General features: G+C 34.9%; 23 protein-coding genes and 1 pseudogene. 5 read left to right on the top strand and 19 right to left on the bottom strand.

Going from position 1 to position 22,767, the window contains the following annotated elements; translation table 11 throughout:
* Window positions 1-112: 112 nt before the first annotated feature.
* The 7 genes from MHH98_RS07010 to MHH98_RS06980 all read right to left on the bottom strand — a co-directional run bounded on the left by MHH98_RS07010 (window position 113) and on the right by MHH98_RS06980 (window position 7,087).
* Complete coding sequence (locus MHH98_RS07010) at window positions 113-580, bottom strand: NUDIX domain-containing protein (protein WP_340712351.1); 468 nt, start codon at window positions 578-580, stop codon at window positions 113-115.
* 268 nt (window positions 581-848) lie between these two features.
* A complete protein-coding gene (locus MHH98_RS07005; protein WP_340712349.1) occupies window positions 849-1,340 on the bottom strand; it encodes a DUF2716 domain-containing protein in 492 nt (163 codons plus the stop codon).
* Between the two features lie 154 nt (window positions 1,341-1,494).
* The gene (locus tag MHH98_RS07000) at window positions 1,495-1,878 is read right to left on the bottom strand and encodes a VOC family protein (RefSeq protein WP_076034695.1); all 384 of its coding nucleotides are present in this window, start codon (window positions 1,876-1,878) and stop codon (window positions 1,495-1,497) included.
* 499 nt (window positions 1,879-2,377) lie between these two features.
* Window positions 2,378-2,779 (bottom strand): hypothetical protein, encoded by a 402-nt coding sequence (locus MHH98_RS06995; protein WP_076065740.1) that lies wholly within the window; start codon window positions 2,777-2,779, stop codon window positions 2,378-2,380.
* Between the two features lie 191 nt (window positions 2,780-2,970).
* Entirely contained in the window at window positions 2,971-3,237 is a 267-nt protein-coding gene (locus MHH98_RS06990) for an ATP-binding protein (protein ID WP_076065739.1), read from the bottom strand.
* Window positions 3,238-3,347: 110 nt separating this feature from the next.
* Window positions 3,348-5,144: an ABC transporter ATP-binding protein/permease gene (locus MHH98_RS06985; protein ID WP_076065738.1), complete on the bottom strand. Its 1,797-nt coding sequence runs from the start codon at window positions 5,142-5,144 to the stop codon at window positions 3,348-3,350.
* Complete coding sequence (locus MHH98_RS06980) at window positions 5,144-7,087, bottom strand: ABC transporter ATP-binding protein (protein ID WP_076065737.1); 1,944 nt, start codon at window positions 7,085-7,087, stop codon at window positions 5,144-5,146. The genes MHH98_RS06985 and MHH98_RS06980 overlap by 1 nt, the downstream gene beginning before the upstream one ends.
* 216 nt (window positions 7,088-7,303) lie before the next feature.
* On the opposite strand from MHH98_RS06980, the gene MHH98_RS06975 reads away from it, so the two are divergent.
* Window positions 7,304-7,993 carry a response regulator transcription factor gene (locus MHH98_RS06975; protein WP_076065736.1) on the top strand — a complete coding sequence of 230 codons (690 nt, stop codon included), beginning with the start codon at window positions 7,304-7,306 and terminating at the stop codon, window positions 7,991-7,993.
* A complete protein-coding gene (locus MHH98_RS06970; protein WP_076065790.1) occupies window positions 7,986-9,161 on the top strand; it encodes a HAMP domain-containing sensor histidine kinase in 1,176 nt (391 codons plus the stop codon). Before MHH98_RS06975 ends, MHH98_RS06970 begins: the two co-directional genes overlap by 8 nt.
* A gap of 469 nt (window positions 9,162-9,630) precedes the next feature.
* On the opposite strand, the gene MHH98_RS06965 is transcribed toward MHH98_RS06970, so the two are convergent.
* From MHH98_RS06965 to MHH98_RS06920, 10 genes and pseudogenes are all read right to left on the bottom strand, one after another.
* Window positions 9,631-10,293: an MBL fold metallo-hydrolase gene (locus MHH98_RS06965; RefSeq protein ID WP_340712342.1), complete on the bottom strand. Its 663-nt coding sequence runs from the start codon at window positions 10,291-10,293 to the stop codon at window positions 9,631-9,633.
* Between the two features lie 676 nt (window positions 10,294-10,969).
* Window positions 10,970-11,182, bottom strand: a complete 213-nt coding sequence (locus MHH98_RS06960; protein ID WP_053417334.1) for a hypothetical protein — start codon at window positions 11,180-11,182, stop codon at window positions 10,970-10,972.
* 42 nt (window positions 11,183-11,224) lie between these two features.
* The gene (locus MHH98_RS06955; RefSeq protein WP_038186627.1) at window positions 11,225-11,428 is read right to left on the bottom strand and encodes a helix-turn-helix transcriptional regulator; all 204 of its coding nucleotides are present in this window, start codon (window positions 11,426-11,428) and stop codon (window positions 11,225-11,227) included.
* Window positions 11,429-11,440: 12 nt separating this feature from the next.
* The gene (locus MHH98_RS06950) at window positions 11,441-11,839 is read right to left on the bottom strand and encodes a hypothetical protein (protein ID WP_076035210.1); all 399 of its coding nucleotides are present in this window, start codon (window positions 11,837-11,839) and stop codon (window positions 11,441-11,443) included.
* Window positions 11,840-12,236: 397 nt separating this feature from the next.
* Window positions 12,237-13,091 (bottom strand): alpha/beta fold hydrolase, encoded by an 855-nt coding sequence (locus MHH98_RS06945; RefSeq protein WP_340708831.1) that lies wholly within the window; start codon window positions 13,089-13,091, stop codon window positions 12,237-12,239.
* A gap of 366 nt (window positions 13,092-13,457) precedes the next feature.
* Entirely contained in the window at window positions 13,458-14,480 is a 1,023-nt protein-coding gene (locus MHH98_RS06940; RefSeq protein ID WP_340712339.1) for a sensor histidine kinase, read from the bottom strand.
* Window positions 14,477-15,154, bottom strand: coding sequence for a response regulator transcription factor (locus tag MHH98_RS06935; RefSeq protein ID WP_340710840.1), 678 nt, complete (start codon window positions 15,152-15,154; stop codon window positions 14,477-14,479). The genes MHH98_RS06940 and MHH98_RS06935 overlap by 4 nt, the downstream gene beginning before the upstream one ends.
* Before the next feature lie 10 nt (window positions 15,155-15,164).
* A complete protein-coding gene (locus MHH98_RS06930; protein WP_340712337.1) occupies window positions 15,165-17,231 on the bottom strand; it encodes an ABC transporter permease in 2,067 nt (688 codons plus the stop codon).
* The gene (locus MHH98_RS06925; protein ID WP_038186643.1) at window positions 17,221-18,003 is read right to left on the bottom strand and encodes an ABC transporter ATP-binding protein; all 783 of its coding nucleotides are present in this window, start codon (window positions 18,001-18,003) and stop codon (window positions 17,221-17,223) included. Before MHH98_RS06925 ends, MHH98_RS06930 begins: the two co-directional genes overlap by 11 nt.
* Window positions 18,004-18,159: 156 nt before the next feature.
* A pseudogene (locus tag MHH98_RS06920) lies at window positions 18,160-18,258 on the bottom strand (HD domain-containing protein); the annotation flags it as partial.
* A 357-nt stretch (window positions 18,259-18,615) separates the two neighbouring features.
* On the opposite strand from MHH98_RS06920, the gene MHH98_RS06915 reads away from it, so the two are divergent.
* A complete protein-coding gene (locus MHH98_RS06915; RefSeq protein ID WP_038186645.1) occupies window positions 18,616-18,795 on the top strand; it encodes a small acid-soluble spore protein H in 180 nt (59 codons plus the stop codon).
* A gap of 186 nt (window positions 18,796-18,981) precedes the next feature.
* On the opposite strand, the gene MHH98_RS06910 is transcribed toward MHH98_RS06915, so the two are convergent.
* Both MHH98_RS06910 and MHH98_RS06905 read right to left on the bottom strand, forming a co-directional pair.
* The gene (locus tag MHH98_RS06910; protein ID WP_038186647.1) at window positions 18,982-19,296 is read right to left on the bottom strand and encodes a hypothetical protein; all 315 of its coding nucleotides are present in this window, start codon (window positions 19,294-19,296) and stop codon (window positions 18,982-18,984) included.
* 270 nt (window positions 19,297-19,566) lie between these two features.
* Window positions 19,567-19,842 (bottom strand): hypothetical protein, encoded by a 276-nt coding sequence (locus tag MHH98_RS06905; RefSeq protein WP_051448755.1) that lies wholly within the window; start codon window positions 19,840-19,842, stop codon window positions 19,567-19,569.
* A gap of 359 nt (window positions 19,843-20,201) precedes the next feature.
* Between MHH98_RS06905 and MHH98_RS06900 the strand changes: the two genes are divergently transcribed.
* Both MHH98_RS06900 and MHH98_RS06895 read left to right on the top strand, forming a co-directional pair.
* On the top strand, window positions 20,202-21,764 hold the full coding sequence (locus tag MHH98_RS06900; protein WP_038186649.1) for an alkaline phosphatase family protein: 1,563 nt from the start codon (window positions 20,202-20,204) through the stop codon (window positions 21,762-21,764).
* 609 nt (window positions 21,765-22,373) lie between these two features.
* Entirely contained in the window at window positions 22,374-22,682 is a 309-nt protein-coding gene (locus MHH98_RS06895) for a hypothetical protein (RefSeq protein ID WP_143691000.1), read from the top strand.
* Window positions 22,683-22,767: the final 85 nt, after the last annotated feature.

Here is a 22,767-nt window from a genome sequence, read left to right as displayed (position 1 = left end):
CCTCATTTTAAATAGTGCTATAACTAACTATTATCAACATACTTAAACATAAGTTCCCCACATACCTTTCTCTAATAACCTTAATTTAGTTTCTTTCTTCTTAACTCACTCTCTACCTCAAAACAATCCATGATTTTATCTCTTCTAAATTATTCAGAAAAAACTCCTTCGTCTCTGCTAGCTTCAGAAGTTCATCTACTTCATCAATCTTCACAAACACAACTTCACTAATTTCCTCCGTTTTTGGTTGCAACTGAGCCCTATCACCTAAAAACTCCAAGAGAAACATATATGTGACTTGCCGTTCAAAACCTAGCTTTTCTTTCATAGCAGCTGGAAATTCAAATTCAAGCGTGCCTAGTTCGCCTATAATCCGAAAATCGCTCGTCCCCGTTTCCTCATCGAGCTCCCTGAATAACGCTTCCTGAATATCCAGGTCATCTCTTTTTATGCCTCCCTTTGGAAAATCCCATTCAGGTTTGACTTCCATCGGTTTTTCCACGTCCATTACTTTTCCTTTTTTCACTAACAGGATGGTATCTTCCGATTTAATAATGCCTCCTACAGCATATCGAATCATAGCTTCACCATTTCTATTTCATTATTTTGTTTGGTTAGGATTTCGTCGTCTTCTTCTGTCGTCGAACACATCATTAAGTGATAAACATTTTTATGACAATCCTGATCCCTTATCATTTAAATTCCCTCTATCCTAATTAGATTTTGCTTATAAACTTCATTACTCTTTTCAACTAACCTTCTCCTTTAGTTGAATTAAAAAATGAGCCGTCTGAAGGGCTCAACAAACTTCTACTAAAGCACCTGTTAGCTCGATGACCAAAGTCTCGTTATCCCTGCCGTATTATTTTTTGAAACATTCTTGGTCGATGTTTTTCAAAACCCTTTATCAATTCTTTTCCAAAAACAGTTATAGTTCTTTCCCAAGGGTGTCCTAAATATCCCCATTCAAAATCTTTATGAATAAAGAAGTAATAATCGCCATTTGGGAAAATCGGTACTGTCCATTCATCGAATTCGTTTTTTTGAAATTCTAGATAGGGATTTATCCAATAACATTCATGCTGCCAATCTAGTGCATAAATAAATTCATCTACTGACGTACATTCTTGAAAAACAAGTAATGCTTTTTCTTCCAAGTCATCATAGGCATCCAAACCTTTATATTTGCCAAAGTATAGTGAGATATCGTAGGTAATAAAAGGGGTTGGTACTTTAAAAGATGGGAGATTGGTAGTACTTGGTTCAAACTTCAATTCGTCATATAGTTTATTCCACACTTTTTCATCCTCTGCATTGGTTAGTTCAAGCCAGTTTTTCATTTGAATGACCACCTTCTTTTGTAGCGTCTATTATATCATTCCTGATTTAATTAACCTGCTACTATAGTTGAAGATTAACATAATCATACTAATGAGTTTCGTGAAGATATAAGCGTAAACCCTGCCCTAAAATTAGGACAGGGTTTACATATAGTTACTGCTGTATTATCTGAATAAGGTTGCCACATGTATCGTCGAAGACAGCTATTGTGACTTCGCCCATTTTTGTAGGCTCCATAGTAAACTTCACACTGTTTTTCAATAATCGTTCGTACTCTTTACGAATATCTGCAACGCCAAACATTGTTGCTGGGATGCCTTGTGCAAATAAATTCTTTTGATATTCTTTGGCGGTCGGATTCTCATTAGGTTCTAGAACTATCTCTGTTCCGTCTTGGTCATCAGAAGAAACAAGCGTTATCCACCTAAATTTCCCTTGGGGAACGTCATGCTTTTTTACAAAACCCAAGGTTTCAGAATAAAACTCCAGTGCCTTGTCTTGATCTTTTACGAATAAACTGGTAACAATAATTTTCATACTGTTTTTCCTCCTTTGATATTTGCGGTGTAGGGCGTTGAACTACTAATAATCAGGCTATATACAAAACAACCCACACTTTCTTCAGAAGTCCTGTTCCTATAATACCCATTTTATTGAACAATTCAAAACACACTCTTGACTTCATCCACTTTCTATTCCTTATCTACGTAGAACAAAACCCGACTCCATTAGATAGAGTCGGGTTTATCGAGCTGGAATTATTTTTTAGTTAGACTTCAAATTGCACCTCTAAAAGTCCTGAGTCATTCTTTTTACTATTATCTAGCTAATTTTCATGGTCAATAACCGTGTGGGATCCATGACTTTCTTGCTAATCAAAGAAATCATCAAACCCCGAATTATTAAAACCGCTAACGGCTAGTTTATACTCTTGATCTCTATATTTTTTTCTCTTCTCACGAACAACAGAGCTGTTTCAAAAGCTCCCCTTAACAGAAGTTTACTTTTGTAACAGCTCCAGTTACTATATATTATATTACTTATTGTTTGTTTCTACTTGCTTAGCCTCTGTTGAGTCAGTTGCTTCAGCAGCTTTTGTCAGCTTTCCTTCTTTTTCAAGCTGAGCAATCAGTTCATCTACCGTGACCCCTTTTTCTTTAGCCATTTCTTCTAAGTTGACAGATTCACTGGATTTTGAGTCTTCCGCTGTTTCGGTACTCGAAGTTGTTTCAACACCTTCTGTTAGCTTTCCTTCTTCTTCAAGCTGAGCAATCAGTTCATCTACCGTGACCCCTTTTTCTTTAGCCATTTCTTCTAAGTTGACAGGTTCACTGGATTTAGTAGTATCCCACATGTCGTTGTTGCTCGCAGCATATGCAGACCCTGCAACAACAGATAATCCTAGCATAAGTGTAGCAATTTTTAATGTTCTCTTCATATTAAATTCCTCCTAGCATTTTTTTAACCTCTACCATACGATATATACCATAATATTACAATCAAATCTGGTTGCCTGTATCCTTTCTATTTGATGTTACAAGTATATAACAACCTGTGTTAAATCCTTGTTAAGAGAAATACTTCTAAATTTGCAAAAAAAGGCTTTAAATAAACAGTTTCAACCGTCATTCAAAGCCTTTTTCGTTTCCTTATTTTACCAAATTCAATTTCGAAACAAGTACCGTCGTTTTCATTATCCGTAACTACGATGGTTCCTTTGTGCTTGGTTATGATACTTTGTACAATGGAAAGTTCCAATCCTGAGCCACCCAATTCGCGAGAGCGTGATTTATCCACTCTGTAAAACGGCTCAAATATATTCTTTTTTTCCTCATCAGGGATACCAATTCCTGTTTCTATAATTTTAAGCAATATCTGCTTTTTAGCTGTGCGCACAAAAATACCACAACCCAAAAGGATATGGTATTCCAGATTATAGATTTACAAGAAGATAATTTTAAAACACTAGGTGAAGTTAACAATTCATTTTGATTAAATAAAATACATTACTTTCTCAACGCAACTGCAGGCTCTGTAGAAATTAACTTGTGGCTTGCTATCATGCTAATTACACTTACAACAACACCTGTGGAAAGTATTGATAGTAAGATTTGTAATGGGGTGATGATAATTGCCAAATTGAAAATCATGCCGACTAAATAAGTACAGACTATAAGGACAGCTTGAGAAATAGCTGATATTGTTGCTAAAAGTAAATTTTCGCTGACAATCATTTTCCGTATTGTTCCTTTATTATATCCCAAAGCGGACAACAGCCCCATTTCCTTGTATCTTGAATTTTGCAGTTTAATCAGTAATACGGTACTGATAAACAGACCAATTGCTAAGATTAAAATAGAAACGATTAAGAACAAACGGGTAAGTCTGTTGAATGTACTTTGCAAAGCTTCTACTTCTTTAGCTGCAGTTTTACTTTCAATTTTTTTGTCAGCTAGCGTTTGACTGACTGACACAATATCTTCAAAGTTCTTTACATCATAACTGATTGAGTAGTTTTTTTCTTTCTCAACATTTTGGTAAAATTTCTGTTCGATATCGGAGCTTACAAAGAAATCATCGTATTCTTCATTGAAAATACCGCTTATCGTAAGCGTGTATTCTTGATCTCCATAATTTAAGATAACTTCTTTACCAATCAAACTACTAATATCATTTCCAAACTTTTTAGCGAGGCTCGGACTAAGTGCTATTTCCTTTTCACCTGTTTTGGGCATAGCACCATATGACATCTTTTCAGTAGCTTTTGTCATTGGGTATTTTTCTGCTAAAGCTTCAGTTTTATCGCCTATCCTTAAAGTAACATCCGTTATTTTGTATTGGTAATACACATTTTCGATACGCTCATCGGATTTCAACAATTCAATAACTGTTCCATCATCCTCACCTTTAATATATCCGTTGTTAAAGGCAGTGTTTTTATCTTGAAAATCCGAAATATTCTTGTCCATTATATTCCCAGAAGATAAAGACAACATAAATACAAGGATACCGATGGAAATTGCCAAACTGACAGCCATATAGCGTGTAATATGCACTTTGAAGTTTTTAATCCCTTGCTTAAAAGCAGATACTTTACTAGCCTTATTTAAACTAAGGTTATCAAAACTAGCAAAAGCTTTATGAGTGTCGGTATCATTTGCAATAATTTTCCCTTTCTCAATATGAACGACTTCATCTGCAAAACTACAAATCTTTTGGTCATGCGTAATCACAATCACCAAACGGTCTTTTGAAACCTCTTTTAAAAGTTCCATAATTTCATTGGAGTTTCTACGGTCTAATGCTCCTGTCGGCTCATCCGCCAAGATAATACGAGGATTACTAATCAACGCTCTTGCAATAGCAACTCTTTGCTTTTGACCGCCCGAAAGATTTTCGATTTTTTCATCAGTCTTTTGTGATAATCCCAGTTTATTTAGCAGTTCTTTAGCATTTACTCTATTTTCCTCTTCACTTGCCGCATTTAGCTCACAAGAAAGCAAAATGTTTTCAAGAACGGTATATCCGCTTAAAAGATGGTAGTTTTGAAAGATAAATCCTATATTATCTCTGCGATAGGTACATAATTCATCGGCATTCATTTTGCTGATAGAAGTACCACAAACCGTAATATCACCACTGTATTCACTGTCAAAGCCTGCAACCATATTAAGCAGCGTGCTTTTACCGGAACCCGATGCACCTAAAAGGCAAACAAGTCCTTTGCTTGGAAAGTTAAAACTTGTATCTTCCAAAATAAGTGAATGATTATATCGTTTTGTAAGGTTATTTATCTGTATCACTATCTGTCACCTGTCTTCAAAGCTATTGTTGTCTTAGTCATTATGAAGGCAATAGCAGTTGTAAAGTAAGCCGCAAACCCTATTAAAGTAATGAATAGCACGCCCGAAATCAACATCTTAGAATTTAAAATACTTGCGCTGAACAAAGCTTTGGTAGCTATATTAATAAGGGGTGATATAACAAGCATGAACAGAATTGCTGTCATGATTTCTGTGATCTTTTCCGTCAAGTTAAGCAGACTAAAATGAGCATTATTAAAGCCGCTGACCTTATAAATTGCAAATTCTCTCTTTCTCATAAAACCTGTGATCAGGGAAATAGCAATAACCATAACAACAGCCAAAATTCCTATGAACATACTTGCTGAGCCTGACTGTTCGGTTGTTTGCTCATTTAATCTCACAATATCCTCAACAAGTTCAAATTGACCAAGAGGTACAATGCCTTGTTCGTTAAGCTCATCTTTTATGGCAATCATATCAGTTGGCGTCTTTGCTCGAATAAGAAAATTCATTGCGTCATTTTCAATTCCTGCTTGTCTTCTCAAAACATCAAGTGCAGTTTTGCTGAAGAAGAAAGAGTCATCAACGGTAAACTCTGTCATTTCCCCTTCATTTTCATAGTAGGCAGTATTATCAGCAACACCTACTATTTTTGCGGTAATGGATACGTCTTTTAATACAGGCTCACCTGTGTCCCAATTGAAAATACCGCTGCTAAAATCAATTTCTTTGCCGATTGCTAGCTCGTTTGATATACCCATTGATTTAACAAAACTTTCTGGAACAACAACCTCGTTGTCTTTGCCAGTAGGCATTTTTCCTGCTAACAACTTATTGATTGACGGAGCAGAACCTGTTCCTTGTATTGGATATTCTTTCCCGCTAACAGTTACTTTTATATTATCAAACGCTTGTAATAAAGCAGTAAAATCAACGCGTTCATCTCCTACATATTGATCATATAAACCACCAATATCTTGTGATACATCTGCGTTTGGTTTTTCTTCCTGATTATCACCTGTGCCTCCTGCACTGGTAAAACTGCCAACTATACTAATATCTTTAAGTCCTTCTCCATAAGTATCAATCAGTTTGTCAAAATCACCTTGACCGCTGCTCGCGATTGTCCCACTTACAGTTGTAAGCAAAAGGATACCTGCAATCATTAGAGAAAGGGCTGATACTAAAAATCGGCCAAATTTACTTTTAACATTCGATTTGGTCATTGAAAAAGCGTTTTTTATTGATAAGCGATGACTTTCATAGTATGTTAGTTTTTCTGTTTTCGTTACATTTTTTTGTGGTGATGCAACAAATTCCCCCTCATCTAAATCTATAACGTTTGAGTCATTGTCAATTAAATTGACATCGTGGGTTACAACGATAACTGTCCTGTTTTTAGAAATAGCTTTCAGAATATCCATTGTTGTTTCTGAGTTTTTTTCATCTAATGCACTTGTTGGCTCGTCAGCGATAATAACCTTTGGGTTTTTCATGAGCTCTCTTGCGATGGCAACACGCTGCTTTTGACCGCCGGAAAGAGAATTCACTTTTCGATGTGCAAGGTCAAATATTTTTAGTTCTTTTAAAATCTTATTTGCGTTCTTTAGATTTTGTTTATTTTTCAAATACTGTGGTAACAACACATTCTCTAAAACCGATAAATCTTCGAGCAAATTAAAATCCTGCCAAACAAATCCAAAGGTATTGTTGTAAAAATAGCTTTTTTCACTAGAGGTTAATTCTTTAATATTCTTGCCGCAATAGTAAACCTCGCCATCAAAATCTTGTTCCATACCGCTGATGATTTTTAAAAGAGTAGTTTTACCACTACCCGAAGCACCAACTATAAAATTCAGCCCTTTTCCCATCGTAAAGGAAATATTATTCAAAGCGAATTCGCCATTGTATTGTTTCGATACATTCTTAATTTCAAACATTTGTTTACTCCTATCTACTATGTTAGTTATTAATTAATCAATCATATTAATTACGTTTTTTAGAACATACATTTTTGTTCAACTGAACTTGTGTCACCATTGTATATCAATGGATGTTAAATCCCTGTTAAGAGTGATATTCACTGTATTAAATAAAATGCTTAACATAGATTTAACACATACTTACAGTACAATAGAAAAAGAGGTGAATCTGGGATGAGAATACTTATTGTAGAAGACGAACTTGATTTGCAGGAAGCAATTGCAGAGGGACTTAGAATAGATGGTTATGCAGTTGATACCTGTGACAACGGTGAAGATGCTTACGAGCTTTTATATGAAGTAAATTATGATTTGGTTGTACTCGACTTAAATCTCCCGAAAATGGATGGGCTAGAGGTTTTAGAAAAGATACGAGATGAAAAGCCTGAATTAAAGGTACTTATTCTCAGCGCAAGAAGTAGTGTTAATGACAAAGTGAAAGGCTTAGACATAGGAGCAAATGATTATTTGGCGAAGCCATTTGATTTTGCTGAATTGGAGGCAAGAATACGAAATTTGTTAAGGCGAAAGTTTATACAAAAAAGTAGTATGCTTTCATTCGGTGAAATTAAGGTAGATTTATCAAAGCGTATTGCAGTTGTTAACGAGAGTGAAATAGTACTTACAAAAAAAGAATTTGCATTGTTTGAATATCTTTTCCTTCACAAAGACAGAGTGGTTAGCCAAGAAGAACTGATTGAACATGTTTGGGATCAGAATGCGGATAGCTTCAGTAGTGCTATTAGGGTTCATATTGCAACTCTACGAAAGAAGCTAAAAGCTGCTTTAAACTATGACCCAATTGGAACGAAAATCGGAGAAGGTTACTTTTTATCTGAAAAGAGTGATAATGAAAATGCTTAAAAAAATGCCAATTCGTTTACGACTTACTGTTATGACCGTTACTCTTTTAACTGTCTGTTGTGTAGGACTTACCTTAATATTAAATTTTTCTGCTAATAGAATGGCTACAAGAATTGATGCAGCTGTCGTATTACCGGCACAAGAGGTCGGCGGAGAAGGATGGATTGATGAAAGCACTCCCGCAGCGTCGAGCAGCATGGCCTCTCCCGTTTCATCAGAGGCTTCCCAAAAAGCAAAAATGGATTATAAAAGTGAAAGTATTAGTTATATGCTTTTAGTTATTGTTTGTGGGGGAATTTTAACCTACTATTTTTCGGGTAAAGCTTTAAAACCACTTGATACGCTAACTGAGCAAGTAAAAAAAATAAATGTGCATAATTTATCTGAAACATTATCTGTGCCACCTACAAAAGATGAAATTGCAGAGCTTTCTCTAACATTCAATGAAATGACGGATAAGTTGAATAATGCTTTTATGATGCAACAAAGATTTTCCGCAAGTGCCGCTCACGAGCTTAGAACACCTCTTGCTGTGTTACAAACAAAAGTTGATGTATTTAAGAAGAAAAAAATACATACAATCGAGGAATATGATGCTCTTATTTACGTTATTGAGAAGCAGACAAAACGCTTGAGAGAACTCGTCGGTAACCTTTTAGATATGACGAATATGGACGATGGCGTTGAGCAAAGTAGCATTTGCGTAAAGGATATTTTTGAGGATATTATTTCCGAGCTTTCTCATATCACTAAAGATAAGAATGTTACAATGACCTTAGATTGTGATAATAGCGTTGTTTTTGGAAACCCTGATCTTTTGTATCGTGCTTTTTACAACCTGGTGGAAAACGGAATTAAATACAATATTGACGGCGGTACAGTAGAAATAAAAGTAAACAGATTAAGTAAGGAACAGGTTTCAATCAAAGTTAAAGATACAGGCATCGGCATTGCAGACAAATACAAAAAGAAAATATTTGAACCTTTTTATCGAATTGACAAATCACGCTCCCGTCAAATGGGTGGGACAGGATTAGGTCTTTCAACTGTTGACAGCATTATCAAAAAGCATAACGGTACGATTACTGTTACTGACAATGAAAGTAACGGAACTTGCTTTAATGTAATTTTAGATATAGGGTCTTCACAAAAAAATGTTCTTGATTAAGAGCAGTAGTAAATCATTTTTTATTACTTTCTAGCAATAAATGTGAAAGCCACACTCTAAGAAAACCTCTTTAATCATATAACAAAACGCCCGCGGAAAAATACGTGGGCGCTATTTGGCATTTACTTATAAAGTACTAGATATTTCATTTATTTATTTTTTCGTGAGGAAATAAATCGATTCTACATAATCCCTCTAGTATAACCAGTCTATTCACTTCGTACGAACAACTCCCTCTTTTACCGATAGAAAAAACATCTCCTAATTGAATTTGAGGTATCCGAACTCGAAATCAATCGAAAATGCTTTTTTGTCTATACTTTTGAGGTCACTTCATCACTGATTAATTTTTAAGAGGTTATTCAACTAAACTGCCTCTTTAGTTGAATAAAAAAAGAGCTGTCTAATGTCTAAACAGCTCAATAATCTTCAAGTAAAGTGCTCGATTGCTGAAGAAAGTTCTTGAATTTTAATATGAAATTACTTCTTGAATCTGGTCATGAATATTTCCCTTACTTAACCCCCCGTGGTAACAAACCACTGATTCAATGTCGAGGTCTAAGTATTTCTTCAAAGAGAGACGAGCTTCTTTTATATCCAGGACTGTCGGGGCATGAATCCCTTTAATTATTCCGTTTTCACTGTACATTGAATCCCCAGCAATCAGTGTTTTACTTTGTTCCAAATATAGGCTGATATGGCCAGGTGTATGCCCTGGAGTATGGATGATACGAATTCCACCACAATACGGCAATTCTTGACCGTCTTTCAAGGTATCGTTCACTTTGCCCTTAGGGGGGTTCTCTAGATGCCCGTCTTTTAAAAGAGATAAATCCCCTTGAATATAAGGCTTATCCAGATCGTGAGCATATACTTTAATATTACTTCCACACTCCTGTAATATCTCAGGAATACTACCTATATGATCTATATCCTGATGCGTCAATATTATGACTTTTAGTTTATCAAACGATATTCCCACCTTTTCCATTGCCACTCGTATATCTTCAATTTGTCCAGGAAATCCAGTGTCTATTAAAACAGCCATTTCTTGATTCCATAAAAGAGTTGGATGAATAATAATCCCATTAAATTCAAGATGAAGCATTTCTACTCCTTTATAAATCCCCAATAATTTAGTCCCCTTTATAATTAAATTTCGTTTATGTAAAAATAGATTTGGTTACACAAAAAATTTGAAAGAATAAAGCTAAATTTGTACGTATAATATTATTACGAAGTATCAATAATTATTCATTATCACAATAACCTACAAGTTAATTGAATAACACAAACATAATATTAACTTCGGCTTCCTTCTCAAAAGTTCCTGCTGATCTTCAAAAATATGGCCCGATTACTAAACAAAATTAAATAATCATTCTTTAGCTCTCTGTTATTTTTCTTCATGAAGAAAGTTCCATAAACTGATGCTAAAAACACCCTGTCGATTAATTAAAAGATCCTACTATTTGTTCTAAAACTCGTATATTTAAGCTAACCTGCCCCGTTAGTTTAAGTACATTTTCCCACAAAACTTATTGTCAAATTAACATACATATCCAAATAAAAAAATCATCTCACCCCTAAGAAATCTATAGAGGAGCGATGATTTTAATCAAACTTTATTATAAATGAACAAACTTTTACTTCAAATGTTCGTTTCTATCTATTTTTCTACGTTTTGAAAATAAAAAAACATCTTAGATAAGATGTTTTTTCTAACTTGTTTGTTGCACTAAAGCACCCGTTTTTTAAGTGATTTCATTCATAATATTTCAGTGGAAAATTGAAATTCTTGTTTATTACTACTGCATAATAATTACGATAACTCCTACTATAATACACAGAATTCCACTTAAAAATTGTCCTAAACCCGAAGCTTGTCCCATTAACAGTAAATTGAATAAGTTTTTGTTTCTTTGATTTTTTCCAAATAAGCCATCATCTGTTCTCATACGATAAATACCCCAAACCGTTAAAACTATCCCAAAAATAAATAATATAAATTGCATTTTCATTCCTCCGTTGTTTGTTTAATATGTGTATCTTAATGAAATGGATTATTTGTCATCCTCATCGAAAATAAAAGTTTCTTCAATTGATAAATTAAAAACAGAAGCTATTTTATACGCAAGTAGCACAGATGGATTATACTTTTGTTTTTCTAATGAGATGATTGTTCTAGAAGATACACTTACTTTATCAGCTAATTCTTGTTGCGTTATCTCATATTCTATTCTCAATTCTTTTACTCTATTTTCCATAGATCCTCCTGATTAAAGAAAATGATTGTAATATTTTCTAGACCCAAATTCAATAATTATTAAAGATATTAAGACAATAAATAATGCAGTATTTGTCGGGATTACCACAAAATTAGTTAAAAACATAAGAATAAAAATTTCGTACATCAGAATATACAAGGAAAAGCGAGCAACTTTTCCAGCAATTAAAGCATCTCTTTCGTCATATTCCTTTGCTAATTCCTTTTCTAGTGATTTATTCTTTCGGGATGTAATGTAAGAAATTGTTGAGTACAACAAAAGTATTCCACCTAGGAATACTATGATATAGCCAAAATTAAATCCTACTGATGTATCGAGAATTATTTGAATGATTCCCACTATAATTACCAAGGTTGCGACTAAAAAACGCTGTATGAATAGATTTTTCAAAAATCCCTCTCCTAACCAACTTATTTTCCTACAGTGAAACTAACTTCACGTGAAACTAACTTCATGTGAAGTTAATTTCATATTATTCTATTACAAGACAAACGTCAAGTATTAAAAAAACAAAAAAAGATCGAATCCTTTAAGGAATCGACCTTTTACTTTAAATATTCGTTTCTATACATTTAAAAATAAAAAACATCTTAAATAAGGTGTTTTTCTAACTTGTTTGTTCAACTAAAGCAACCATTAGTTCAATAATGTAGTCAAATTTTCTATATATAATAAGCAAAATTTAACTTCTTATCATTCATTTCAAATTTATCGCCCTCAGTAGCTATTTTTTCAAATCTTGGCTGATTAGGGATTGATCTTGCGCTTGACATACAATAAGAGCACTTCAGTCCCTGCCCGCCTCGTAAAACTTCTGCGCCAGCATAGCCGGTCTTGTACGCGAATCCGTAAAGTGATCACCGTCGCCGACGATTAGACGGGACTGACCAAGACGTATTGACATATGAGGATGCCAGCCGAAGCCCTCTCCTTGAGGCAATGCGTTGTCTTGGTAGAAATAGAGATAGCTTTTGGGCGTAGACAGCGCGTAGAATGCTTTAAGATTCAGCTTCTCGAAAAGTGGCTTAGCCGGTTCCGGAGTGACGCTCGCATACATCTGTTTCGCTTCCTCTAAAGTGGCCGTATTGACGAAAAAATCTCGAAACAGTGGAAATGGAAGCATGATCGTATCGTCCATTGAGCCGGCCCTGAGTAGCTCGAAACTTTTCCTCATTTGAGCCGGGAACTCATCGACAACCGATTCGCCGTCTTTCAGTACGAACGCGTCCCAGAAGACAAGGCGCTTTATGCGATCCGGTATCTGTTCTGCAACCTTTTGGATGACAGTTCCGCCAAAGCTGTGCCCGACGAGAACAAAGTTGCATAGGTTCAGTTTCATTATAAAATCAACGACGGACTTAGTGATCATCGCATGCGTTACATCTTTGTTCGGATCAATGCCATGACCTGCGTACTCTGGTGTATAGACGGCATGCCCGTGACTGCGCAGCACCGCCGCTACGCCGTCCCAGAAGTGAGCGTCAGCCCAAGAACCATGCACAAGTACGAAGGTAAGCCGTTGTTGTGCGGGTAAACGATATCTTTCATCCGATACTAGGGCAGGAGAGTAATAACACCCGTGGGGCATAATCCTATAATCGTGGTATGGGAATTTATAAATTTCTTGGAGATAAGGAAACATGTACATGACTTCCTTTCAAATCAACATATATTTTCAGTTTATGCCTACTGCGATTAAGTGGTTCACACAATTAACCCGCCCAAACAAAGTCGCAAGAGAGAACGGCTGAGAAACTGAAATACCCGTACTGATTCCAAAAGATAAAAGTTATAATTATGATATGTATAAAAGGCAATTGTTTTAACCCCTGCCTCAACCCCAACATGGTACGTCGCACCGTAATTGATTTTCAACTAACCTTCCTTGTTAGTTGAATAAGAAAAAAGAGCTGCCTGAACAGCTCTACGTTCTTCTACTAAAGCACCCGTTAGTTTAAGTGTAAGTTTTTACAATATCTAAAATAAAATGATTTAATGTCTATCAAACCTAAATTTCAGGAAATAGAAATTGAATGACAAAGCCATCCTCATATTTAGACTCAACATCAATTTCAATCTGCAATTCATCGCATAATTTCTTTACTAGATACAAACCTATCCCTGTAGACTGCTTTCTTTTAGTATTATCTCCTGTAAATCCTTTATCAAAAATGAAAGGAAGATCAGAATTAAGCACTCCAATACCATTATCACATATTCTTAGATAATACTGATTTTTCACGATATCAAAACCAGTTTTTAACCAGATAAAGCTTTCAATTTTTTCATTAGAGTATTTAACTGCATTCACAAGTATTTGCTTGAAAATAAACTGGAGTGCTCTTTCATCTGACACGATTGGTACATCTTCTATCTGAGATATAACTTTCACATCTTTTTCATCCAGTAATGATTGTAGCTCCAACAGTACATCTTCAAAGTAGTGATTGATTGAGACTCTCTCTAGCTTATAATCAACATGCGCTGCATGTAATCTTGCATAAAATAGTATTTGTTCTACATTATCATTTATATTAATTTTTGCATGTTCAAGCCTTTGATATACTAATTCTGACATTTCTTCTTTGCGATTATGTAAAACAAAGTTTAATAAAGAAATCGGAGTCTTTATCTCATGTACCCAGCTTTCGATAAAATCTTCATAATCTAGTGACCGTAATTTAACCTCATCTATTTGGTCATTGAGCATCCGTAATTTATTGGCTAAATCATTGACCTTTTCCTTATGTATTTCGCCAATCGATTGTATCAATGCAGATTCTTGCTCCGGTGAAGGTTCTCTTAGAAATTTATAAAATACTTTGTATTGCTTCGTCTGTCCTTTCCAAACACGGAATATGGCCAACACAATACTCGCGATTGAAAAAACAATCATAATGCCCACTAAAAGCTTGAATGTTTCAGGATACGCTACCCACGCTAGAAAAATAAAAAAAGCATTATTTATACAAAGAAGTACTATCCAAGCACGTGATAGTTTGACCAGAGTTAGCCAATCCCTTAGTTTCATTTGTAAGCCCCCACTAATAATTGATAACCTACTCCTCTGACCGTTTTGATTCGATTTGACAAGCCAGCTTCATCAAGCGTCTTACGTAATCTGGTCATATTCACTTGCAATATGTTTTCATCTAAATATTCGCTACTTCCCCATAACTGATTAAATAACTGTTCTTTATTTACCACTGAAGGTGCGCATTTCACTAAGAGCTTCATAATCATTCCTTCATTCTCCGATAATGAAATCGAATTGTCGCCAACATACAACACATTTGTCTTCTCATCGAGTTGAAAATCACCAGCATCTAAAAGAATATGCATATTTGCATAGAGGTGCTGCAGTTTTTGAATTCTAGCAATTAGCCGTTTCGGATGGCATGGCTTTGTTAAATAATCATCTGCACCTAATTCCAATGCATGTAGCTCATCACGAAGTTGATTGCGTGAGGTTAGCACTAAAATGGGGCCTATTCCTCTAGCCTTTAATGCGCGGCAAATTTGGAATCCAGATAGATTTGGTAAATTTAAATCTAGTAGTATGAGCGCTGGAGAAGCTGAAATAATATCTTCCAAAGCCGTATCAAAAGAAGAGATACTCTCTACAGAGTATCCCTCTTTTTCTAAAATACTTTGTAACTCTTCACGTAGGAAAACGTCGTCCTCAACAATGACGATCTTTGCCATGATTTCACTCCTACTCAATCTCTTTTAATTTCTTTATTTCTTCATTACTCTTTCGTTGAATCATCCATATATAACAAAGTTCAAAAACGATAAACGCAATAAGAATAATGGCTATCACCATACTATTTTCTAAGCTCAGGGTCATTGAAGGAAAGGTAGTCAACAGGGACCAAATACCAAAAATGCTGCTGACTAATGCTACCGAAATAACTAAACCAAAATACAACCAGATTTGATTCCTTGCTGATGAACAAAGTGATTCAATATTTGCCCCTAGCATAGCTAATGTATAGTATCTATGTCTTGTACTCCGTTGTTGCATAAGAAAGTTTAAACCCAGTACCGTATTTGCAATAATAAGAAACATAACGCCTAGATAAAATGTTGTATAGCTTCCTGCAACTGTATAAAACAACTGTCTTCCCATGCTAGAAAGATAGCTTTCATAGTCTAAACCGTAAGTATTCATCAACTGATCTACTTCATAGGTCGCCTGCATTAACCCTTTTTCCTGAACAAATTCAGGTTTTAGCACCATATTCCATAGCCATGAATCTTGAGAACTTCTAACGAATCGATGATAAATATCATCAGGTACAATCAATGCATAGGAAAGCGTAATCGCTCTATCTGCAACGACATTGCTTGTGTATAATGTCGAGATTAATTCATATTGTCGTTCACCTATACTAACTGTTGGATTATCCTGGAGTGCCCTTCTTAATATATCATAAGAGTGCGAGAATTCTTCATCAGAATACAGGGCAACTTCATCGTCTCCTAATATAATAGGAGCTTTGTTAATAGATGTTAGCATTGCATTATAACTAGAAAGTGCAATGAAATAAGGCTCATCTTGATAAGATAAATTACTTAATAAACGCTCTTTTTCTTCTGAACTTTTTTCTTTGGAGATGGTTTCTTCTAATCCAGACCAAGAAAAAGTATGTGCAGCTGTATTTGCAGACATTTCTGCATCTGTAGGATCAAAATTCCCTATTTTCATCTCGTAATAGCTGTTGACGTATGGCGTCACTTGATCAGATACGAGTGCAGCAACAATTTCTTCTTCTGATCCTTTAAACGTAAAGTCAGCAGTTCTACTAAATGTAGTACTATTATTTAAAGCAGTAGAAGTTCCAAAAGCAAAACAAACCATCGCCATTAAAATTAACAGTGATGATATGGCAAGGGAGCTCCATTGATGCAAAACATTCTCTTGAAGTTGTCTAGCTGTAAATACAAATAAACCGGTAGAAGAACTGCTTTTACGTTTTACCGATGCTCCAATTAAACTTCCCAAGCCACGAAACAGGATAAAAGTTCCACAGATTCCTATTAGTAGTATTAACGCAAATAGCCTATAATCCAGGCTACGCAAATATAATACGGCTAATCCATAAGCTACACATAAGAAAATGGTTCCAAGGAGTAATGCTGCTCCAGTCAGGAAGCTAACCTTACTCCACACAGGTGAAAGTACTCGTTGCGATTTTTCCTTTTGGTCATTCAGCAAATCTACTGGTTCCTTCCTGCTCATTGTTAAGCTAAGAACAAACACAGCCAATAATTGCACGACAATAAATCCAAATACCGTTAATCCTAGCCCCACCCAGGAAATGCGAAATTCGTGACCAATTATCCCCATGCCAATAAGCCTTGAAGTTGCCAGACTAATTAGCTCTGTTAAAAATAACGAAATGGGAACGCCAATGCATAGAGCAACTAAGCTATTCCACAATGTTTCTCCCATAATCATGGAGAACAGCTTACTTTGCCTCATTCCCATCATCAAATACATGCCAAATTCATGACTACGTTGTTGGAGTTGGTATCTATTTGCAAAATAAACTAAGAAAAATACGAAGAACAGTGAGACTCCATAGAGGATCGGAATCATTAACAATAGCCGATCTACCGCATCACTCTCAACGGTTTTCAAATATACAAGCACATCTTGCTCACCAAGTGACAGGATGACATAAAAAGCAACAATCGAAATAACGAGTGAGGCGAAGTAAACCCCATTTTCTTTTCGCGTTTTACGACTATTACGCTTGATAAAATCAAAGAACATTGCTACTACCTCCTCCTAGCTGCGCCAAAACAGTTAGGATACGCTCATAAAAAGCATTTTGGGTTTCTCCAGGCACTTTCTTTCGAAGCTCATGAAAAATCACCCCATCTTGGATAAATAAAATTCTAGAACAATAGCTTGCTGCATTTGCATCATGCGTAACCATCAAAATTGTGGACCCCTCTTCCTGATTGTTAGCATATAATTTATCCATTAAGGTTTTTGCATTTCTTGTATCCAAGGCTCCTGTTGGCTCGTCTGCTAATAAAATGCTCGGATTTGAAATCAAAGCCCTGGCTGCAGCAACTCTCTGCTTCTGACCTCCTGACAACTGAGACGGAAATTTATCCAATACAGGATCTATATCGAATTGTTTAGTTAATTTTTGAAGTTGCGCTTCTTGCTCTTTAGGATTTACACCATGTATGGACAACGGTAGAATGATATTTTCTCTAGCTGTTAAGTTATCAATCAATTCAAATTCTTGGAATAAGTATCCTATCTTACTTCCTCTATATTTTGCTAGTTTTGACCCTTTAAATGATGATATATTCTGACCCTCTAATAAGATTTGTCCAGCTGTTGGCTTTAGCATAGTGGCAATGGAATTAAGCAATGTTGTCTTGCCCGATCCACTGGTTCCCATGATTCCAAGAAACTCTCCTGGCAGAACATCAAAGGAAACCCCCTGCAACGCAACAGTTTCACTTTGTCCCTCACCAAATATCTTATGTACTTCTTTGACTTGAAGTAGTTTATCTGAAATATTCATATAATTCTCTCCCACGTAAATTTTCTATAGTAATACCATACAATAAAAAATTAGTAATTTACTCTTACATTTGTTGTAAGGTTTGAAATGAGAGGAATATCTCCTTTATTTTATGGAAACATCATGTAATAACCCTGCTATCTGCTCTTCTACTTAGCCACCAAGTATTCTTATTAACAACATAACACCTTTTGAGTGTTCAAAAGTGACATTCCATTTTTCATTTACCAAGTAACTTGCTCCACCTTGAAAAACGACCACCTATAATTTATTGGGTGGTCGTTGTATTTTTTTTATAAAGAGTGAACATTTTATGCTTATTGAACTAAACTGCCCAGTTAGTTCAATAAGAAAAAAGAGCTGCCTAAGTAGTTCAATGATCTTCAAGTAAAGCCCCCGTTAGCATAAGAACATTTATTTACAATTTTCGCTAACTTGCCCCGATAGTGGAAATAATTAAAAGCTGCCTAAAAAAACTGCCGATCTTCAAACGCACCTGTAAGTTCAGTAAAGGTGTTAGTGATTCTAGGAAGTATTTTATTTACAACAAGTATATTTAAGTAATTTGAAACAAATATTATACCTGTTGCAAACCCAAAGGAGGTGGATAAAATGAACGCACAACGAGCAGAAGAAATTGCTTCTTCACCAATTATGGCTAATGTAACCTATAATGAGGAAAGTATCTACATTGAGCACGTGGATAAACAAAATGGAACAGCTACAATCCATCCCCTTGATGAACCAAATAAAAAACAAAGTGTTTCTGTAACCAGCTTAAAAGAACAGTAATTCCCTCGATTCAATAATAAACCTCCACTTTCGGGTGGTGGTTTATTGTTCGATTAAGTTCAAGTCCCATCTTATTAATTAATCAATCTATCCCCTTGTTGAACCATCCTGCCCCGTTAGTTGAATAAAAAAAGAGCTGACTGAACAGCTCATAGATCTTCTACTAAAGCCCCCTTTAGTAAAAAATCATTTGTTTATTAAAGTAAAATCTTCGCTATTTCCATTCCAAAGTACTTTTATTACTAACTCATCTTTTACAGTTGTAGATGGGCTATTCGAAACCGATAATTTTTTTTTATATATGCCTTCTTTATTTAAAAAAGCATCATTCTGACTAAAATCAAATTCTCCGTTATTTTTTGTTTCAACATCGTAACTAAAAGCTTCAATATCCTGAATGCTATGCCCTTTGTAGTTTATTTGAATGTGATATGTTTCGTCTCCGTCAGTCTGATTAACAGTTACTTTAGAGGACCAATTTTCACCCTCTCCAACAAACATTAAGTCACTCTCATTTACTTGGCATGCAAACAATAATAGGATTACCAAAAATATAGTTGCTAAAGTTAATTTTTTGACAGAAAACACACCTCTCAATCAATTATTTTTATCACAATTTCCCTAATACCTTTATTCACTAAACTGCCCCTTTAGTTGAATAAGTAAAATACGAAAAAATCTCGAATACGTCTATTCTTTCGAGTTACGAAAAAAGAAGACTCACATTCTATAAATTATTTAATAGACTTCTTCTGAGTAAAATGACTATCTCTAAGTCCCAAAGTTACCAAACAACATCATACAGATAGCGAAAATAGTTATGACTAATAAAGCTAACATACCAAGAGAAGAAATAAGTAAAGTAATTATTTTCAAAAGTCCTTTTACACTAAATAAGGCAGTAAAAAATGAACCGATTAGTAGTAATAATAGTATCAATATGTCCCATGAATCAGGTAAGGGGTTCAATACTTGCGGGATAATAAAACCTAAAATGATAAAAGTGATTAACAACACCAATGAAATCATACTCAAGTATCTTCTCATCGTATCAACCTCCCTTTCAAACAAACCTGCCATATTATTAAAACACCATTTATACAAATATCACCAAACCACTTTTAAGCTGTCATTAATTATCCTACAGAGTTATTTAACATAATCTAGTAAAAATATTATCTATGCTGTGGCAAACCAAATTATTAAAAGGAGCCCGACAAACTGTATAGGAGGTTCTCCTGAAAAAGAATATAAAGAAATTGGTAAGGTAACAAAACCTAACTTTTTGAGTAGAAACTTAACCTGTCACCATCTTAATAACACTAAATTTTAATTTTTTTAATTTGACGTATCTTCCTTCCAATATAAACCACACTAACTGTCCATTATAGAAAAAGGGTGAAAACATGGTAAATAAAATAGTGGTATCCGTTATCGTATTCATTTTCTTAATAGTTAGCCTTACATTTGCCTTTTCAATGTCTCCTACCAAAGATATTAAAAACACTGTTATCAATCAAAAGCAAAAACCAGTCATACTCATTACTGTAGACTCTCTTATGAGTCAGTCCATTCAAAAAGCTATTCAAGAAAGAAAAGCACCTGCCTTATCATTTTTAATAAAAAACGGACAATTCAACCCAGAAGTAATTAGCTCTTATCCTACAATGTCCGTTGCGATTGACAGCACTTTGTTGACTGGGACTTATGCTGATCAACATAAGATTCCAGGTCTCATTTGGTTTAAGAAAGATGAAAATCGCATTGTTAGTTATGGAAGTGGGATTAGTGAAATATGGAGCCTTGGAGTTAAAAATGTTGCCTTTGATGGTATTGTAAATTTAAACAAAGAGCATTTAAGCAAAAATGTTCAGACCATTCATGAAGAACTCTCAAAGGATAACATTCAATCTGCCTCTATCAACGGACTTTTATATCGTGGAACTTTTCACCATCAATTAAATGTCCCAAAACTAATATCAGCAGTGGGACTTCTACCAAATGAAATAGATATCAACGGACCATCACTACTTTCTTTGGGAACATTGTCTCAATATGATCCCAATAATGATCGTCAAAAGTTTGCGTGGAGAAGTATGGGCGTAAATAATCAATTTACCGTTAACGAGTTAAAATTTTTAATTAAACATAATAAAGTACCTGCATTTACTCTGGCCTATCTTCCAGATGCAGATAAAGATTTACACAAAAACGGGCCAGAGGATATAGAGCCAATTGAAAAAGCAGATCAATATCTTCAAGAGCTACTCAATTCCTATTCGACTTGGGAGGAAGCGATTAAACAGGCAATTTGGATTGTGCATGGAGATAGTGCCCAATCTAAGATTATTAAAGATAAGAACACTTCCCTAATTGATTTAAATGATGTTTTAAAAAGCTATACTTTTTGGGAACGTAAGAAGAAGAATGGCGAAATTGCAATCGCGATAAACGAGAGAATGGCGTACATTAACTTAATTAAAGAAAACATTGAAATTTCAAAAATAATAAAGACATTAAAAAAAGATAACCGAATTAGTATTATTGCATGGAAAGAGGGAGGAACAAACTATGTTACTTCTCCAGAATCCGATAAGATTTTTACATTTTCACCAAACGGTCACTATAAGGATCTGTATAACCAATCATGGAAGTTAGAAGGTGATCATTCTATTTTAAATTTGGAAATTGATAATCAAGGGCTTATCGAATATGGCGATTATCCAGATGCTCTCGCAAGACTTAATGGTGCTCTGCATTCACATGAAGGTCAATTTATTATTGTAGATGCCAAACCACACTTTGAATTCATAGAAAAACATAGTCACAACCATGCTGGTGGAGGAGCACATGGTTCTTTACACAAAGTCGATTCTCTTGTTCCGCTCATAATCGCTGGTACACAAGAAAAACCTGAATACAATAGACTTGTTGACATTAAAAAATGGATCATAAAATTAACAAAGTGACTCCCAATTACTGTTTTAGCCCATCTGGTAAGTTATAGAATAAATCTTCAAGTTGAGCTGCTTGTATTGCTTGAAATACTTATTTCGCATCATGAACCCGATTTAGTTAATAAAAGTCATGAATCAAAAAAGCGACTACCTATTTTTGTGCGAGTCCTATGAACTCATGTTTAAAATCAGATCAGATTAATCCTCTTCTACATTTAATGTTTTTCTTGGTTCAAAGACGTGTAAATAGGATTCCTAGTATAACTTCCATTTGTTATTGAACTAAACTGCCCCGTTAGTTGAATAGCAACAACATTTGAGAAAATAGCCTTTCTATTAGGGATGGCGTCAGATTTATGCGGATTTACAACGTTAAGCATAAAAAGCCCCTAAATCTCGCTTTGGAAAGGTTATAATGATAACTTTTGAAACTTTTATAATTGAATTAACGTAAATATAGTAATTATTTATTGTAGGGAAGGGATTATTATTTTAATTTATTATTTGTTATTTGGTTTAGGTGGGCTTTTAGTTATAGGCACAGTGATTATTTTTATTCTATTGTGTATAGAGAGAGAAATTGAGTTTTGGCCGACTATTAAAATGCTGGGCGGTTTTCTAATGGGACTCCTACTTTTATGGATGACCATTCCAAGTCTAAAATCTGTAATAACGAAAGATTTTGATGTTGTTAATGGAAAATGCACGATAGAAATATCTTCATCTGGTCGTTCTTCTGATTCGACTTTTAATATGCTTAATACAGACGAACAATTTAGTTTCAATGAGATTCCTGAACTTGATGCTTATGGCAAATCAATTCCTTATTACTGTGAGATTACGGTGACCAAAGACCATATGTGGGAAATGGATTATAAAATTTACGATTTAAAGACAGGAAAGCTTATGGATTCACACACAGGTGAGTAGCTTATTGAAAAAATAAGAAGAATAATTATACATACGCAGCTGAAAAAATGTTCACAAATCAAAGTTTGGAAATACACCAAAAAGC

Source organism: Viridibacillus sp. FSL H8-0110 (assembly GCF_038003565.1).
Taxonomy (GTDB): Bacteria; Bacillota; Bacilli; order Bacillales_A; family Planococcaceae; genus Viridibacillus; species Viridibacillus arenosi.
This window is presented reverse-complemented; position numbering and strand designations above follow the sequence as displayed.

Excerpts from the sequence above, each read along its gene's own strand:
- MHH98_RS06940 (WP_340712339.1), bottom strand. The coding sequence starts at position 14,480 with ATGAAACTAAGGGATTGGCTAACTCTGGTCAAACTATCACGTGCTTGG.
- MHH98_RS06975 (WP_076065736.1), top strand. The coding sequence starts at position 7,304 with ATGAGAATACTTATTGTAGAAGACGAACTTGATTTGCAGGAAGCAATT.
- MHH98_RS06895 (WP_143691000.1), top strand. The coding sequence starts at position 22,374 with ATGGGACTCCTACTTTTATGGATGACCATTCCAAGTCTAAAATCTGTA.
- MHH98_RS06915 (WP_038186645.1), top strand. The coding sequence starts at position 18,616 with ATGAACGCACAACGAGCAGAAGAAATTGCTTCTTCACCAATTATGGCT.
- MHH98_RS06960 (WP_053417334.1), bottom strand. The coding sequence starts at position 11,182 with ATGAAAATGCAATTTATATTATTTATTTTTGGGATAGTTTTAACGGTT.
- MHH98_RS06980 (WP_076065737.1), bottom strand. The coding sequence starts at position 7,087 with ATGTTTGAAATTAAGAATGTATCGAAACAATACAATGGCGAATTCGCT.
- MHH98_RS07000 (WP_076034695.1), bottom strand. The coding sequence starts at position 1,878 with ATGAAAATTATTGTTACCAGTTTATTCGTAAAAGATCAAGACAAGGCA.
- MHH98_RS06930 (WP_340712337.1), bottom strand. The coding sequence starts at position 17,231 with ATGTTCTTTGATTTTATCAAGCGTAATAGTCGTAAAACGCGAAAAGAA.
- MHH98_RS06900 (WP_038186649.1), top strand. The coding sequence starts at position 20,202 with ATGGTAAATAAAATAGTGGTATCCGTTATCGTATTCATTTTCTTAATA.
- MHH98_RS06925 (WP_038186643.1), bottom strand. The coding sequence starts at position 18,003 with ATGAATATTTCAGATAAACTACTTCAAGTCAAAGAAGTACATAAGATA.
- MHH98_RS06945 (WP_340708831.1), bottom strand. The coding sequence starts at position 13,091 with ATGTTTCCTTATCTCCAAGAAATTTATAAATTCCCATACCACGATTAT.
- MHH98_RS06935 (WP_340710840.1), bottom strand. The coding sequence starts at position 15,154 with ATGGCAAAGATCGTCATTGTTGAGGACGACGTTTTCCTACGTGAAGAG.
- MHH98_RS06995 (WP_076065740.1), bottom strand. The coding sequence starts at position 2,779 with ATGAAGAGAACATTAAAAATTGCTACACTTATGCTAGGATTATCTGTT.
- MHH98_RS06905 (WP_051448755.1), bottom strand. The coding sequence starts at position 19,842 with ATGAGAAGATACTTGAGTATGATTTCATTGGTGTTGTTAATCACTTTT.
- MHH98_RS06955 (WP_038186627.1), bottom strand. The coding sequence starts at position 11,428 with ATGGAAAATAGAGTAAAAGAATTGAGAATAGAATATGAGATAACGCAA.
- MHH98_RS06970 (WP_076065790.1), top strand. The coding sequence starts at position 7,986 with ATGCTTAAAAAAATGCCAATTCGTTTACGACTTACTGTTATGACCGTT.
- MHH98_RS07005 (WP_340712349.1), bottom strand. The coding sequence starts at position 1,340 with ATGAAAAACTGGCTTGAACTAACCAATGCAGAGGATGAAAAAGTGTGG.
- MHH98_RS07010 (WP_340712351.1), bottom strand. The coding sequence starts at position 580 with ATGATTCGATATGCTGTAGGAGGCATTATTAAATCGGAAGATACCATC.
- MHH98_RS06910 (WP_038186647.1), bottom strand. The coding sequence starts at position 19,296 with ATGTTTGTTGGAGAGGGTGAAAATTGGTCCTCTAAAGTAACTGTTAAT.